The following is a 16,324-nucleotide window of genomic DNA, read 5'->3' as shown; positions in this document are numbered from 1 at the left end:
TCAAATTGAGTTTCTTTGTCAATCAACTTTTTTGTGGTTAACGATGCAGTAAAGTTTGAACACTGTTGATAAGCATCTGAACACCAATGGTAAATAAAATTAGCCTCATCATCTTGGTAACAATTCCCATCAAATTTTTACCTAAAAATTTGGAAATAGGATCAGCACTTCGTAATAATAAATACGTAATCAAATACAGCAAAGTAAAAGTTGTCATCTGCTGTTTTTGAAAGCTACCATGTGCGAGACTTGAAGCCGTTGCTATTGTCCCAGAACCTGCAAGGAGAGGCATAGCTAATGGAGAAATAGCGACAGCCATTCCTTTAGAGCTAAGAGAATGATTGCCATTAATCATATGGTAACCAATGATAACAACCAATATATCTCCTGCTACCCTAAAAGATTCAATTGTAATTCTAAAAAGTTGAAAAATAAACTTTTTAAGGCAATCTTTCATGAAATTGTCTGACTGTCATCTGCTACCAAAGCCATGTAAGCCGGCAGATTGGAAATAGGTTTCATAATAGCAAAGAAAGCCATAAAAGCAAAAATAAAATATGGCAGGATCTTTCCCCCTTATCTTATTATTCCAACATCAAATATACTGACAAGGCTCACCGTTCCTATAAGCCATATCAATAATACCTCCGCCAAGACATTCGTCACCAACATAGAAAACAACAGCTTGACCTGGTGTGATCGCACGCTGCGGTTCCGCAAAAATAACCTCCGCTTTGTCACCTTTTACCTTGACAACAACTTGACTGTCTGCTTGACGATAACGAAACTTAGCTGTGCATTCCAATGTGAATTCTTCAGGCATATCACGAGTAAAGTGGATGACGGAAGCGTCAAGTGATGTTGACAACAATGCTTCATGATAAAAACCCTGACCAACGTAAAGGATGTTTTGGGATAAATCTTTCCCAACAACAAACCAAGGCTGGTTGTCTCCACCGTGTTGACCGCCGATACCAAGACCGCCGCGCTGACCAATCGTGTAGTACATGAGGCCAGCATGTTCTCCCATATCACGACCATCAACAGTCATCATACGACCTTTTTGAGCTGGTAAATAGTTACTTAAAAATTCTTTAAAGTTCTTTTCACCAATGAAGCAAATTCCTGTAGAATCCTTTTTCTTAGCTGTTGCTAATCCAGCTTTTTCTGCAATTTCACGAACTTGCGGTTTTTGTAAATGACCAAGCGGAAACAGTGTTTTTTGCAACTGTTCCTGTGATAATTGACTTAGAAAATAGGTCTGATCTTTATTATTATCTGCACCGCGTAACATATGAACAATGCCCTCTGCATCACGAGAGACCTGTGCATAGTGACCAGTAGCTACATAGTCAGCCCCTAAAGTCAGAGCATAGTCAAGAAAAGCTTTAAATTTAATTTCCTTGTTGCACATGACATCTGGATTTGGTGTGCGTCCTGCACGGTATTCTGCTAAGAAATACTCAAAGACACGATCCCAGTACTCTTTTTCAAAGTTGACAGAGTAGTAAGGAATGCCAATCTGATCTGCTACCGCAGCAACATCTTTATAATCCTCAGTCGCGGTACAAACGCCGAATTCATCTGTATCATCCCAGTTTTTCATGAAAACACCAATCACATCATAGCCCTGCTCTTTTAATAGCAGAGCAGTAACCGATGAATCAACGCCTCCACTCATACCGACAACAACACGTGTTTTTGAATTATCTGTCATTGATAATCCTCCCATCAAATAAGATACAAAAGACCTAAAAGCAGTTGAATTATTCAAATTCTAGACTTTCGGCCTCTGCTCAATTAATTTTGTAAACTTGGGCTTGAAGGACCCAGTTAGCCCAAAATCGATTTGAAGGTCGACTTGGATGCGTTATAATAACGCAAAGCATATTATAACACGAACAAAAAAAGCACGCTACATAGCAGGCTTCTTTTGTCTTATATAAGTGTAAACACTGTATAAACATACTGTAAACCACAGTAAAATCGTTATTCCAATAATAAAATCTGTCCACTTTGGCTGTTTAAATTTAACGATCAGACTATTTTTACCTTTTTGCGAGCTGACTGTCGGCGTTCCTATAGCGGATAAGGCATACATATTATCAGTTAGCACTTTCCCATTTAATATCAATTCAGTATCAGCATACTTAACAATTGATGCTTCTATTTTTTCTTCCTTATCGGATATCCATGTGAGAACTAGAGAATCTCCCTTGACAGCTTTTGTAAACTTAGAATCATTATTAACAACATGCTTATAGTAAAGATTGTAAGTATCTTGATGTTCTGTACCACTGTAAATAGGAATATAATCCGGTGTTGTTTTTATAATATCAGACAAGAAGATAGACAAATCAGTATCATGTAAACTTTTCTGTAAACTTGAGTAGTTTGTTTTAATGTAAACATGGAGTTTGGGTTTTAAAACATACTCTTTATCAACAGCTTCTTTAGCTTTCTGAGTAGTCATTTCTATATTTTGCACAAGCCCAGCAAAAACGAATAAACAGAGAACTATAGAAATCGTCTTTCTCCATTTGACGAATCGATTAAAGGTCAAACCAGTAATAACTAGAAGTAAAATTGTGGAAGGAACAAAGAAACGAAATGGAAATTGGATGAGCTGCGCTAATTTATTTCCATTATTAACTAGATATTGCCAAGGAAAAAAGCTTGTTGAAAGCAATATGAAAAATAAATAAATAAGGTGTAATACTCGTTTCCAGTTAGCCAATTTACGCCAACGAACAAACAAGTAAATAACTTGTAAAGCTAATAGAGGTACAAGTGATATTGGTGTGTAAAGCCAATATTTAGATGTCCCATCTATTCCATTTCTTCCCATCGTTTCATTTATAAAAGGATCAAGAAGGTGATTTTGACTATTAAGATAAAGTATAATAGTCCAAATGTTTGACGTTAAGAGCAAAAAAAGCACGGCTGCTAAAATGCCTTTATAAATTACTGTCAACTTCTGATCTGTTTTTATAAAGCCATAAAGAAAGAAAGGAATATACATAATCACTAGAATAAGCGAACTAAGAACATGAACTTGAAAAATCAAAGCAACCGATACTGCTAATCGAACTGGCTCAATTTTTTTATAGAAGGTAAATCGAATCGCTGGAATAAAACAAAATGGCAAAAAAGCTGCTCCCCAGCTAGAGAAGCCTTGACGCATAGTCCAATATTGAATGGAAAAGGTTGTCACGTAGAGTAAAGCAATTGGTAAAGCAATATTGGTTTTAAGTTTACATTGCTTTAAAAGAGCATACATGGAAGATGCTCCTAAAATATGTAAAATAATACGTGATAGAATCTGATAACGATACCAAGTTCCGCTCACCAATACTAAAATTCCTTGTATATAAGCAAAAAAAGGACCGTAAAGAGCATTGACAATTCGTCCTGATTGCTGAAAGCCATAAAGAGAAATAAAATAAGAAATATTTCCTTCCTTAATCTGCATTGCAGCATCGTAGAAGCGATTATAGTGGAAAATGGAATCTGAACCAATTATTACTTGCCCAGAAATAATCTGTGGAGCAACTAATAAAACAGCAAAACTAACAATGGCTAGAGCTACTCCGTATTTTTGCCCTAGTAATTTTAATTGTGTCATTATATCTCCTTTTAGTTTCCATTATAACAAAAATAAGAGAAAGCACCCTACTACTAAAGCTAATTTATTATAATAATCACTAAAGCAGTATTATTAAAAAGAAAAATTTCATAAAATTCTATTTTCTTGATTCAATGAATATAGTTAATTCCTGACAAAGATTGTTAAAAATTAATATAATCAGTGGAATCTTCGGATCCAAAGAAAAACTTTCCAAAAACAAATTTCTTTAATGACATCAAAAAAGGCTGAGAACTCTCAGCCTTTTTGTTTTAATATCCCCAAGCTGACATCCCTTGAGCATTGTAAGCATTGATTGCTGACTGAATCTGTTCATCAACTGTTGCTGTAGAACCCCATCCTGGCATAGTTTGGAAAAGACCTGTCGCTCCTGATGCATTAGCAGCAGTGTAATCACCATTTGATTCACGAGCAATAATATATTCCCAAGTAGATTGAGAAACGCCCGTAGCAGCTGCCATTTGTGCCGCAGCATAAGATCCTGTAGCTCCAGCAGTATTTCCATTAGTCAAGGTAGCATTGCTTGTTGTGGCATAATTATTAGCGTAAGAATTGTTGGTACTGTATGCAGCTGTTGAGGTACTTTCTGCATATACTTCCGTTGAAGTTGAAAGATCCTCTGAAGATGTCGAATTTTCTACAGCTTCCGTTGATTGAACCGAAGAAGATTCAATTGTTACAGATGGAGCTGTTGAACTTGACACTTCTGTTAAATCAGTTGACACTTTAGCGGTTGTAGTACTGCTTGATTGTTTTGAGGTTGTTAACGAATCTGAAAAAACATTTGTCAAACCTTTATTAATAATAGTTGAAATAATAACAGCTACAAGTAAAACTAAGCTAGTTCCAATTATTGCTGGGAGTCTTAACGTTTTTTTTGCGACTTGTTTGACACGACGTGCTTTGTATCTTTTTTTAAACATAAAACCTCTCTTAAATAATTCTATTATTTTTCTCATCATACCTTATATATATTACTAATTATCATAGTTTATGTATCAAATATTACAAAAAAATTTCGTTTTACTAAAAAAACACTCAAAAAGAGTGTTTTTCCAAATTAATCTGATTAATACCAACCATTAGCATTCCAAAATGCAAGGGCTGCTGACCATGATCCATAGCGACTTGTTACATAATTATCTGCTGTTTTTTCTTGATTTTCAATTGAAGTATCACCACCAAGATATGATAGTGTTAATTGGTAACGTCCATAATATTGACCATTTGAAGCTGTATAACTGCCACCTGATTCATGTTGAGCAATCTGTTCCTTCGCTGCTGCATCCTCTGCACTAAGTGAAGAGGAGTAGCTAGCAGTGGTTGTTTCAGCAGTTTCTGCAGATACAGAGGTAGCTGCCGTTGAAGAGGCACTTGTGTCTTGAGCTGTCTCATTTTCAGAAGTCACTTCTTCTGTTTCTGTAGCAGATTGTTCAACAGATGCATCTTCTGATACAGTTTCTTCAGCAGAGGTAGCTGCTGTTTCCTGAGCAACGTTTTCCTCTGTTGTTGATGTCACAGAGCTGTCTGCATCTGTTTCTGTGGTTGACTCAGCTGTGACCGCTTCAGTTTCTGTTGTCACTGTCTCCTCAACAGCAACTGAAGAATCAGTAGCCGTTTCCTGATTAGATGTTTCAGCAGTTTCTTCAGTTATATTTATACTTTGTCCTGCAAGAATTAAATTCGCATCGGTAATACGATTTTCAGCAACAAGAGCATCTACTGTTGTATTATGAGCAGAGGCAATTGCTGAAAGTGTATCTCCTTCTGCAACAGTATAAGTTTCTGCATTAACAACAGTTGCACCAAGAGTTGCAACAGCTGTTAACCCAAAAAGACCCACTTTAGCTATTTTAATTTTACTTTCAAGAACATTACTCATGTGTGTAATAACACTCCCTTTTTATTTTAAACTTGCTGCTATTATACCTTTCCAATATAACGTAGGGTTGTTAGATATGTTAAAAACATTACAGAAGCATTATAGTTAAACGAAAAAACCGCTATTTACGCGGTTCTTAGATTTTTTATGAGTTTCAGAGACTCTTTTATACCATTTATACTATCTTTATATCGCTATAGGCTTGCGCCTATTATTTATTAATTTTTCAGGAAATATAGAATTCCTCCTAGTATTACCATAGTTAAGAGGCCTAAAGTATCTATCAATTTCCAAGACAACTGTCGGTATTTAGTTCGACCATCTCCGCCCTGATAACCACGCGCCTCCATGGCAATAGCTAGTGCATCAGCTCTTTTAAAACTTGATGCAAAAAGAGGAATTAAGATAGGAATAATCGACCTAACTTTCTGTACAAGATTACCTTCGCCAAAATCAACGCCACGTGCTTTCTGTGCATTCATAATTCTTGTAGTATCGTCCATCAATGTCGGAACAAAGCGTAAAGATAAAGACAGCATAAGTCCAATTTCATGAGCTGGAACCTTAAAAATCACCAAGGGTCTAAGAAGGGATTCCACTGCATCAGCTAAACTTAAGGGTGTTGTTGTTAAGGTCAATAAAGTGGAAAAACTGATAATTAAAATAAAGCGCAGAAAAATCATAACTGCTTGCATCAAACCGATATTTGTGATTTTAATAATTCCCCAAGACCATAGAATATTTCCATTTGTATTGAAAAAAATTTGGAAAAAAGTTGAAAACAAGATAATCCAAATCATAGGCCTGATACCATCTAGAAAAAAACTTAATTTAATTTGACTAAGAATAACTATCAAAAAAGTGAAAGAACTAATGATTAGGTAAGTTAACCAATTATTAGCCCAAAATATGATAACAATATAAAAGAACATTGCCAACAACTTGGCTCTAGGGTCCATTCTATGGATCAAAGAATTTCCTGTGATGTAACGCCCGATGATTAACTTATCCATGAGCCAAATCCTCCACCAGTTCCTCTATTGTGATAGGAAGATTATCAAAATGATAGCCTTTTTTTTGTAAATCTAAGGCAAACTCTGTGACTTTAGGGATTCCAAGTTGTTTATCTTTTAAAAAATCAACTTGCTGAAAAATCTCCTTCGGTTGTCCTGACAAGATTAATCTTCCCTTTTCCAACACATTAACATAGGTTGCATAATTGGCGACATCATCCATGAGGTGAGTTACCAAAACAATGGTCATTCCATCAGTATGCAATTGTTTGAAAAGAGTCATAAGTTCTTTTCGTCCCTGAGGATCTAGTCCTGCTGTTGGTTCATCAAGAACTAGAATATTGGGCTCCATAGCAAGAATCCCCGCTATAGCTACTCGGCGCATCTGACCTCCTGATAAGTCAAAAGGATTTTTATGATATATCTCTTCAGACAAACCAACTAAAGTTAATTTTTCACGCGCACGTTCTTCTGCTTTTTCTTTAGATAAACCAAAATTTTGAGGACCAAAAGCGACATCAGTCAATACTGTTTCAGCAAAAAGTTGACTTTCTGGAAATTGAAAAACTAAACCAACCTTCTGTCGAATTGGTTTAATATCTTTATTTTTAGAATCTGGCGTTATACTAACATCATCTACTAAAACAGTGCCTTGAGTGGGAAGGTTTAAACCATTTAGTAATTGCATAATTGTTGATTTGCCACTTCCTGTATGACCAATAAAAGCCGTATAACTTCTATCTTCTATCAAAGCATTAACACCAAAAAGGGCACGTCCTTCAAAAGGAGTTCCTGCTTGATAAGTATAACTTACGTTTTGGAGAGTGATACCCATAATATTTCTGCTAAGTCCTTTTCTGTAAGATAACTACTAGTCTCAATAAGTCCTTTTTGCGACAAAGCTTGTGCTAATTGTGACGAAAAGGGAACGTCCAATCCAAGTTCTGTCAGCTCTTGGCCGCGGTTAAAGAGTTCTTTAGGTGTTGAAATAGATTCAATTTTTCCCTTCTTTAAGACCATTACACGGTCGCTTAACACAACTTCATCTAAATCATGAGTAATAGATAAAACAGTCATATCAAATTCTTGACGAATCTTTTTAATTGAATCAATAAGTTCCAGTCGTCCCTTTGGATCAAGCATACTAGTAGCTTCGTCCAAAATCAAAATAGAAGGGCGCATAGCAACTACACCCGCAATAGCGACACGTTGTTTTTGTCCTCCTGACAAACGTGCAGGCTCTTTTGTTTTAAAAGCTGACATTCCAACTAAATCTAAAGCCTCTGCGACACGCTTTTTCATTTCAGCTAAAGGAACTCCTTTATTTTCAAGACCAAAGGCAACATCGTCCTCAACAGTTGCTCCTACAAATTGGTTATCGGGATTTTGAAAGACCATTCCGACTTTATGACGGATATCCCACACATTATCTTCTGTCAAAGTCTCGCCATCAATACTAATAACCCCTGATTCTGCAGCTAATAAACCGTCAATAAGGCGAGCAGTAGTCGATTTCCCTGAACCGTTATGCCCAACAATTGACAGCCATTCTCCACGTTTCACGTGAAACGTTAAATTTTTTAAAGTATAATCTTCTTGTTCTTCAGTGTACTTAAAATTAATATTTTTTACATCAATCATAACTTTACCATTTTACTTAAAAGTATCTTTAAACAAGAATCCAGCACCTTTGAAATAATCGTAACCAGAATAAAGAGTAAAGAAAAGAGAAATATAAAGCATAACAAGTCCAAATGTTTGCACATGACAAAGCAATAGAATCACAGCAAACATTTGAGTAGCTGTTTTGATTTTACCAGGCATGGCAGCCGCTAAGACTTCTCCCCCTGTTTCCACCAATAAAAGACGAAGCCCCGTTACAGCAAGTTCTCGGCAGATGATAACAGCTGAAACCCAAGCTGGAGCCATGTCCAATCCAACCAACATAATAAAAGCTGACATTACTAGCATTTTATCAGCCAAAGGATCAGCAAATTTCCCAAAGTTGGTAACGACATGCCATTTCCGCGCCAAATAGCCATCCAAATAATCAGTCAAACTTGCAACCGCAAAAATAACAGCTGATACAATATGCCAAATTAGGTTGTTTGAAATTGAAGAGGTCAGCAAAAAAATGGGAATCAGGATGATACGAATTATCGTTAAGAGATTTGGAAGATTTTCTTTTTTAGTCATAATATTCTCATTTCTATTGGATATTGAGGGTAATATAGCAGAGTTCTTCTGCATTAAGATCTGATAAATCAATATTTTCCCCATCAATACTTAGACTTACTCCTTTTGTTTGTTCAAGAGAAATCAAAGAACTTGTCGCATCTTTGTTAAGAGTTGCAGTATAAGATTTAGTACCATCCTCTGAAAGAAGCTGTCCAGAAGATAAATCTGAATTGGTTACTGAAACCCATGAACTGTTAACATCTGTTAAACCAACATTAATCGTAACTTCATCTTCTGCATTACTTAAGTCTACAGTCATAGCATTTCCATCCACTATTGTGGAGATGGAGGATTTTTTGTCCTTTTGAGTTGTTGAAGAAGTACTTGGACTTATTTTTTCTGTTTCTGAATTATGGGCAATAAGAGAATAAGATTGACTCGTTTTACTGGAGATGCTTGCAGAAAAACGATCAAAAATGACATAACCAACAAAAAGAACAATTAAAATAGCAATTAAACTAAGTGCCATTAATGGAAGGTAAGCCGATCTGCGTTTTTCTTCACGTTTATGATTGGAAAAACGAGATAATGGGCGATTATCCTCTTTTGCTTTTTGCTCTTCTCTTTCTCTATCTTCCGCTCTTTGCTTTTTTATAAGTTCTTCTCTTTCGGAATGTTCTTTTAAGAGAATACTCCCATCCAAACCAACAACCTTCGCATAATCTTTTACAGCCTTCTCACGTAATTCCTTAGGTAAAATCTTTACTTGATCCATCTCTAAAGCCAAAAGGTATTGAACCTCTATTTTGCTTAAAGCCTCCACATCATAAAGACTCAATTGTTTGGCAACACGTGCCTCTCTTAAACGGTCACCAATAGTTTTTTCTTTCATTGTATCCTTTCTATATAAACTTTTTTATCGTGCTTCTATTATAGCAGATTTCCTTGTTTATTTTGGAAAAACTGTAAAATCTGTTGTTTTCATATTTTCCTGATAATTTTGGGCAAAATTAATAACATCTTCAATTTGAATAGACATAAGTTCTGCACCTAAATCCAGATAATTAGTGTCATCTGCTAAAAACTCCAAAAATTGACTTCCCAGATGCTGAATATCATCAAAACTACGCACAAAATCCCCATAAAGAGCATTTTTTTGTAATTGCAGTGCCTTATCTGTAAAAATTTTATCCTTATCTGAGGTCCTGATTACTTGTCGAATAATGCTAGACATACGAATAGGCTCTGCAGTATCCATAGTTATCACAGCAAAAGCAAAACGTTCTGATACTTCAAGTTCAATAGCAAAAGAATCATCAATATCACCCTCTTCATACCATGCTTGATAATAGGGCGATGTCCAGCCAAATAAAAGATTGAAGTACAGTCTCATCAGCAGCTTTTCACGTAAGAGTGTCCCAGAGTAGCGGCTTGATTTAAATCCAACTGCTAACTTCGGTAAAGTAACATCCATATGAAGGTTATTAGAAGGTAGCACCTCTGAAACATCAAACAATTTATCTTCTCTGATTAACTTTTTATTGTCAACACCTGTAAATTTTCTTTGTATTTTTTTGACAGAATTGTAAACATCTTCTACATTAAAATCTCCAATTAAAACCAATCGACAATTTGAAGGAGTATAGAAATACTGGAAATTTTTTGTTAGATTTTCAAGGTCAATTCTTTCAAGTGATTCTTTACTACCAGCAATATCTTCTGCTAAAGCAGTGTTAGGATAAAGGTTCTGTAAACATCCTAAATACACACGATAATCTGCATCATCTTGATACATATCAATTTCATGACCAATAATATGCTTTTCTCGCTCTATAGATTCAGGATTTATTGTCAATCTTTGTGTAAACTTGCTTAACAACTCCAACGCTTCTTCAAAACAATTTAAAGTTGAAAAATAGTAATTAGTGCAATCAAAAGTTGTATAGGCATTAACATCTGCACCAATATTTACAAAATCTAAAGTGATATCACTGCCTTGCTCATCTTCAAAAAGTTTATGTTCCAGAAAATGAGCTACTCCAGCTGGAGAAGCTGTCAAATTATTAGCAAGATAAAATTGATTATCAACAGAACCAAATTTTACTGATAAAAAAGCTGCCTTTTCTTTAAAATTAGGTTTGTTAATAATGTAAAGAGAAAGACCATTATCTAATTTAGACTTATATAGAGATTCCTTTATGTTTTTATAGTAAACTCTTTGTAAACCAGACATAACTATTCTCCTTCCAAAAAGAATATAGATTGCAACTTAATATTATTAGCAATCTTACAAATATCTTCCTTCGTAACAGAGTTGATTTTAGTTAGCCAATTATCTAAATCTAAACAGCGCTCGCCAAAAATACGGTGATTGTAAGCTTGTTCGATAAGAGTTCGTGGACTATCCTCTGCCAAAAGAGCATTAGTTTGTAAAATCTTTTTTGTTTGCTTAATAAGAGCACTAGAAAAACGTCCCATTTTTATATAATTTAGTTCTTTAGTTATTTGTTTCATAACTTTATCTCGATTACTTTTGTCAATTCCAGCGTAAACTTCAAGTAAACCTGTGAAGATATCAAACTGACTGCCAACGGCATAAGCTAAACCAGATTCCTCACGAATTTCTGTAAAAAGACGGGAATGTGCAAAGCCTCCAAAAAAACCATTAAAAACAATTAAGGAAAAATATTCGTTCTCACCATACTTGCAAGGTATATGGTAAGCTAATTGGAGAATTGACTGATTACTCTTACGCTGCTCTATAAGCTCTTTACTAATATTAGTATAATTTTGATGGTATTCAAAATTCAAGTTAGTTTGTCTTGCCTCTAAAGGAAATTGATGAAGTTGCTGAAGAACCTTGTACTCATCAACTTCTCCTAAAATAAAAATATCAATTTGATCTTGCGTCAACATTGATTGAAATTCTTGATAGGCTGTATAAGAATTTTCTTTTTCTACTAACTCTGCATTACTGTATTTTGATATCTGTAAACTAGGGTTGACAAAATAAAGTTCTTTGCTTTTTAAATCGCTATAATAATATGTATCCTCTTTATCTGACTTTAAATAAGTAAGCAAATTCTTTTTTTCGTTTTCAAATACTTTTGTTTGGTATTGAGCTACTCTTGATAGAGGCTTGTAAAGACAATCTTTTAAGAAGTCTATGATAGATTCAAATATTTCTTGCCCTTCTGGTAATAAACTATCTTTTAAATATGTCAACTTTACGTCAACTTGATGTGTCAATCCTTTAGTTGACACTCTGGTTGACAGTTCTGCTCCATAAAGTTTTGCTAATCCTTCTTTGAAAAGTTGAACAGTTGGATAAGTTTTATTGGCAGTGGCCAACATCTGAGATACTAAAACACGTCTGGCTAAATTCTTTGGATCTAAAGCACCTGTCATACGGAAGATAATTTGATTTGTTTTATATTTATCTGTAGGAATAAAATGTGCGTATACACCTTCTGTAATTTTCATGCTTGCCCTCTCAAAAGTTTATGCTTTCAATTATACCATTTTTATGCTATCTTATCTCAAGAGAAAGTCGAGGTTAGAATGGATTATAAATTATTTGATGACTATATAACATTGCAATCTCTCTTAAAAAACTTACGGATTATTTCGAGCGGAGGAGCCAGTAAAAGATTTCTTGCAGAAAATATCGTTTTGTTTAACGGAGAAGATGAAAAACGTCGTGGTAAAAAATTACGAATAGGAGATATAATATCTATACCAGAAAAAAATCTAACAATCAGCATCCTTGCACCAACTAAACAAGAAATCGCTGAATATCAAGAAGTACAAGCAGAAAAAGAACGAGTTGCTAAAATTGTTAAAAAGATGAATCACGATATTAAAAAAAATCAGGCTTCTTCTAAAACTAAAAATCGTAAAGAAAAACGGAAGGCAAAGCAAAATCCAATCCGCTTTCCAGGTACTTAGTTCATGTGGTTAAAATCACTTCATATTAAAAATTTTCGTAACTACCAAGATGCTGAAGTGGAGTTTTCTCCTAATCTTAATATTTTTCTAGGAGCTAATGCACAAGGAAAAACTAACATTTTAGAAGCCATTTATTTTTTAGCTTTAACTCGCAGCCATAGAACTCGCTTTGATAAGGAATTAATTAACTTTCACGAAAAATCATTAAGTTTATCTGGACAGCTGCAGAAATCAAGCGGACAGGTACCGCTTGAGCTAATTTTATCCAGTAAAGGACGGATTACTAAGGTTAATCATCTCAAACAAGCAAAACTCTCTGGCTATATTGGAACTATGACTGTCGTGCTTTTTGCTCCCGAAGATTTACAGCTTGTTAAAGGAGCTCCCTCCTTAAGACGTAAGTTTATTGATATAGATTTAGGACAAATTAAACCAATTTATCTATCTGATTTGTCTAACTATAACCATATCCTTAAGCAACGTAACAGCTATCTCAAATTAACGGATAAAATTGATACCGATTTTCTTTCGGTATTAGATGAACAGCTAGCCAATTTTGGAAGTCGAGTAATTGAACACCGTTTTACTTTTATCAAGGATTTAGAACAAGAGGCCACCAAACACCACCAAATTATTTCTAATCAAGCTGAAGAACTCACTGTTAGCTACCAATCTTCCTTTGATTTTAGTGATAAAAACAATATTTATCAATCTTTTTTAAAGGCACTGTCAAGTAATCGTCAACGTGATATTCTAAAAAAGAATACTAGCATTGGACCGCACCGCGATGATTTGTCTTTTAATATAAATGGTATTGATGCTAATTTTGGAAGCCAAGGGCAACAGCGCAGTCTTATTCTCTCTTTAAAAATGGCTGAGATTGAACTTATTAAGACCGTCACAGGAGATTACCCTATTCTTCTTCTTGACGATGTTATGAGTGAACTTGACAATCATCGTCAACTTAAATTACTTGAAAATATTAGCGATAATATTCAAACATTTTTAACAACAACTAGTTTAGATCATCTTAATTCTTTACCTTCACAGCTTAAAAACTTTTTAATTCGTGAAGGAACAATCAAAGAAAACAAAAAGGATTAAACAATCCTTTTTGTTTTCTTATTTTACAGATTACAGAGACTTAACAACCCCTAAAAAGATGGCACCTATCATAAAACATATAATTCCTACTCCCAACCATTTCAACTCGTTTCTTGACTTTTTTTCTCCAAGAAAGAAAATTCCACCTAAAACAGAAATGACCACACCTAATTGAGAAAAAGAAAAAGCAATAGCTAATCCTGCTTGTGTAGCAGCCAATAACATAAATATATTCCCCAATCCCCAGAGCAAGCCGACTAAGGCATTTTTTAAGACAATACCGTCCAAAGAAACTTGAAATCTCATAAAGATTAGAGCGCCAAGGGTCATTCCAATTGACATAGGTAAAATAACTGCTAAAGAATCAAAGTGAAAAATATTGTTAAAAAGTACAGTATAACTTATATAACCAAAAGTTGATAAAACAATTGCACGCAATCCTTTAGAATAATCGCTCAACTGTCCCTTTGAAACCTCTTTTTGTTCTTGTCTTCCTGCAAAGAAAATACCTGTAACCAAGAAAATCAACGCTATAAAACCAAAAAAATATTGTAATGGCAGTCGCCATTCTTTAAAAATAAGTACACCGATAAAAGAGCCTAAAATAAGTTGACTTCCACTGGATATAGGATTCGCAACAGAAACGCCCATATACTGCATCGCTCTAAATTGAAAATTCTGTCCAACAGACCAAAGTAGGCCACCTAAAATTCCAACAACCCATAACAGTGCTGTCAATTTAGGGTTGACAACTATGTAAACACAAATTGAGAAAGCTATTGCTCCGATCGTAAGTCCAAAAGTCTGTTGATTAGGAGTTCCCCCTATTTTATTACTGATAAATCCTATACTTCCCCAAGCAAGCATAGGAATTAAAGCAAATAATATACCTAACATTTTATTTTTTACAACATAGTCAATTAGAAGTCAATTTAATTGTCTAATTTGTAAACCTTTCTAAATCAAAAAAACTCACCACTCAGTGTGATGAATCTTATTATACCATGATACTAATGAGCTGAATAGTTAGGAGCTTCATTTGTAATTTGAACATCGTGAGGATGACTTTCGATAAGTCCTGCACCTGACATTTCAATAAACTGAGCATTGTTATGCAGTTCTTGTAAATTAGCAGCACCAACATAACCCATTCCAGAACGAATACCGCCAATCATTTGGAAAACAATATCTGCAGCTGCACCTTTGTAAGCTACACGCCCTTCAATTCCCTCTGGAACCAATTTATTAGCCTCATTAACAGAACCTTGAAAATAGCGATCGCTAGAACCCTTCTTCATAGCTGCAATAGATCCCATTCCGCGATAGGTTTTAAATTTACGGCCTTGGAAAATTTCCGTTTCACCTGGTGCTTCATCTGTCCCAGCAAACATAGAGCCTAACATAACGGCATTTCCACCAGCAGCAAGAGCTTTCACAATATCACCCGAATATTTAATACCGCCATCTGCAATGATTGTCTTACCATATTCACGCGCAACTGCAGCTGCATCATAAATGGCTGTTACTTGAGGAACCCCAACACCTGCAACAACACGTGTAGTACAGATTGAACCAGGTCCAATACCAACTTTAACAACATCAACACCTGCATCATAAAGTGCACGTGCTCCTTCAGCTGTAGCAATATTGCCAGCAATCAAAGTTTTATCAGGAAAATGGCTACGAATTTCTGAAATTTTACGAAGAACCCCCGCTGAATGACCATGAGCTGTATCAATGACAATGGCATCAGCTCCTGCTTCAAAAAGTGCCTCTGCACGTTCAAAAGTATCAGATGTAACACCAACAGCCGCAGCTACAAGTAAACGACCAAATTCGTCTTTAGCAGAATTAGGAAACTCAATAACCTTTTCAATATCTTTAATGGTAATAAGTCCAGACAAACAGCCATTTTCATCCACTAAAGGTAATTTTTCAATACGATTTTCATGAAGAATACGCTCAGCTGTCTCAAGATCTGTTCCTACTGGTGCTGTAACTAATTTTTTTGAGGTCATATGATCTGCAATTAGTGTACTATAATCTGAAATGAAACGCATGTCACGGTTTGTGATGATACCAACTAATTTACGATTTTCAAGAGTCTCAACAATTGGAACACCAGAAATTCGATATGTTGCCATCAATTCTTCCGCTTCAGAAACTTTATGTTCTGGAGTCAGAAAAAATGGATCAATAATAACGCCATTTTCAGAACGCTTTACCTTACGGACTTCCTCGGCTTGCTGCTGAATTGACATATTTTTATGAACGACACCAAGGCCTCCAGCACGTGCAATAGCAATAGCCATTTTACTATCTGTTACAGTGTCCATCGCCGCAGTGATAATCGGGATATTCAATGTCAAATTTTTGGCCAGTTTTGTTTGCATATTAACATCGTTCGGCAGAACGTGGCTTTCAGCAGGAATGAGTAACACATCATCAAAAGTATAGCCTTTTTTCAAAAATTTTGTATCCCAATTTGACATCAATTTATCCTCTGTTTCTCTATATTTAGGTTATAAAAACCCAGTGTAGTTTTAGAATTGA

At 35.2% G+C, this 16,324-nt stretch carries 15 protein-coding genes and 1 pseudogene; 2 read left to right on the top strand and 14 right to left on the bottom strand.

Features of this window, described 5'->3' with window-relative positions; genetic code table 11:
• Positions 1-37: 37 nt before the first annotated feature.
• The 12 genes and pseudogenes from ACVRZ8_RS07285 to yfmF all read right to left on the bottom strand — a co-directional run bounded on the left by ACVRZ8_RS07285 (position 38) and on the right by yfmF (position 12,202).
• Positions 38-540: pseudogene (locus tag ACVRZ8_RS07285) on the bottom strand (MarC family protein).
• Positions 541-595: 55 nt separating this feature from the next.
• A complete protein-coding gene (gene mnmA / locus ACVRZ8_RS07280; RefSeq protein WP_447448657.1) occupies positions 596-1,717 on the bottom strand; it encodes a tRNA 2-thiouridine(34) synthase MnmA in 1,122 nt (373 codons plus the stop codon).
• A gap of 198 nt (positions 1,718-1,915) precedes the next feature.
• Positions 1,916-3,625 carry a putative glycosyltransferase family protein gene (locus tag ACVRZ8_RS07275; protein WP_447448656.1) on the bottom strand — a complete coding sequence of 570 codons (1,710 nt, stop codon included), beginning with the start codon at positions 3,623-3,625 and terminating at the stop codon, positions 1,916-1,918.
• 272 nt (positions 3,626-3,897) lie between these two features.
• The gene (locus tag ACVRZ8_RS07270; protein ID WP_447448655.1) at positions 3,898-4,569 is read right to left on the bottom strand and encodes a transglycosylase SLT domain-containing protein; all 672 of its coding nucleotides are present in this window, start codon (positions 4,567-4,569) and stop codon (positions 3,898-3,900) included.
• 146 nt (positions 4,570-4,715) lie between these two features.
• Positions 4,716-5,528 (bottom strand): aggregation-promoting factor, encoded by an 813-nt coding sequence (apf, locus tag ACVRZ8_RS07265; protein ID WP_447448654.1) that lies wholly within the window; start codon positions 5,526-5,528, stop codon positions 4,716-4,718.
• Between the two features lie 218 nt (positions 5,529-5,746).
• Entirely contained in the window at positions 5,747-6,541 is a 795-nt protein-coding gene (locus ACVRZ8_RS07260) for an energy-coupling factor transporter transmembrane component T family protein (RefSeq protein WP_447448653.1), read from the bottom strand.
• The gene (locus tag ACVRZ8_RS07255; protein WP_447448652.1) at positions 6,534-7,376 is read right to left on the bottom strand and encodes an energy-coupling factor transporter ATPase; all 843 of its coding nucleotides are present in this window, start codon (positions 7,374-7,376) and stop codon (positions 6,534-6,536) included. The genes ACVRZ8_RS07260 and ACVRZ8_RS07255 overlap by 8 nt, the downstream gene beginning before the upstream one ends.
• A complete protein-coding gene (locus ACVRZ8_RS07250) occupies positions 7,352-8,182 on the bottom strand; it encodes an energy-coupling factor ABC transporter ATP-binding protein (protein ID WP_447448651.1) in 831 nt (276 codons plus the stop codon). Before ACVRZ8_RS07250 ends, ACVRZ8_RS07255 begins: the two co-directional genes overlap by 25 nt.
• Before the next feature lie 12 nt (positions 8,183-8,194).
• The gene (gene pgsA, locus ACVRZ8_RS07245) at positions 8,195-8,737 is read right to left on the bottom strand and encodes a CDP-diacylglycerol--glycerol-3-phosphate 3-phosphatidyltransferase (protein ID WP_447448650.1); all 543 of its coding nucleotides are present in this window, start codon (positions 8,735-8,737) and stop codon (positions 8,195-8,197) included.
• Positions 8,738-8,750: 13 nt separating this feature from the next.
• Entirely contained in the window at positions 8,751-9,611 is an 861-nt protein-coding gene (locus ACVRZ8_RS07240) for a helix-turn-helix domain-containing protein (protein WP_447448649.1), read from the bottom strand.
• Positions 9,612-9,668: 57 nt separating this feature from the next.
• On the bottom strand, positions 9,669-10,952 hold the full coding sequence (gene yfmH, locus ACVRZ8_RS07235; protein ID WP_447448648.1) for an EF-P 5-aminopentanol modification-associated protein YfmH: 1,284 nt from the start codon (positions 10,950-10,952) through the stop codon (positions 9,669-9,671).
• A 2-nt stretch (positions 10,953-10,954) separates the two neighbouring features.
• Positions 10,955-12,202 (bottom strand): EF-P 5-aminopentanol modification-associated protein YfmF, encoded by a 1,248-nt coding sequence (gene yfmF, locus ACVRZ8_RS07230; protein WP_447448647.1) that lies wholly within the window; start codon positions 12,200-12,202, stop codon positions 10,955-10,957.
• A gap of 78 nt (positions 12,203-12,280) precedes the next feature.
• On the opposite strand from yfmF, the gene yaaA reads away from it, so the two are divergent.
• Positions 12,281-12,667: a S4 domain-containing protein YaaA gene (gene yaaA, locus ACVRZ8_RS07225; protein WP_447448646.1), complete on the top strand. Its 387-nt coding sequence runs from the start codon at positions 12,281-12,283 to the stop codon at positions 12,665-12,667.
• Positions 12,668-12,670: 3 nt separating this feature from the next.
• Entirely contained in the window at positions 12,671-13,771 is a 1,101-nt protein-coding gene (gene recF, locus ACVRZ8_RS07220) for a DNA replication/repair protein RecF (protein WP_447448645.1), read from the top strand.
• Between the two features lie 30 nt (positions 13,772-13,801).
• Here recF and ACVRZ8_RS07215 read toward each other — a convergent pair whose 3' ends face one another.
• Positions 13,802-14,668, bottom strand: coding sequence for a GRP family sugar transporter (locus tag ACVRZ8_RS07215; RefSeq protein ID WP_447448644.1), 867 nt, complete (start codon positions 14,666-14,668; stop codon positions 13,802-13,804).
• A 113-nt stretch (positions 14,669-14,781) separates the two neighbouring features.
• Positions 14,782-16,263, bottom strand: coding sequence for an IMP dehydrogenase (guaB, locus tag ACVRZ8_RS07210; RefSeq protein ID WP_447448643.1), 1,482 nt, complete (start codon positions 16,261-16,263; stop codon positions 14,782-14,784).
• Between the last annotated feature and the right edge of the window lie 61 nt (positions 16,264-16,324).

Source organism: Streptococcus dentiloxodontae (genome assembly GCF_053206925.1).
This window is presented reverse-complemented; position numbering and strand designations above follow the sequence as displayed.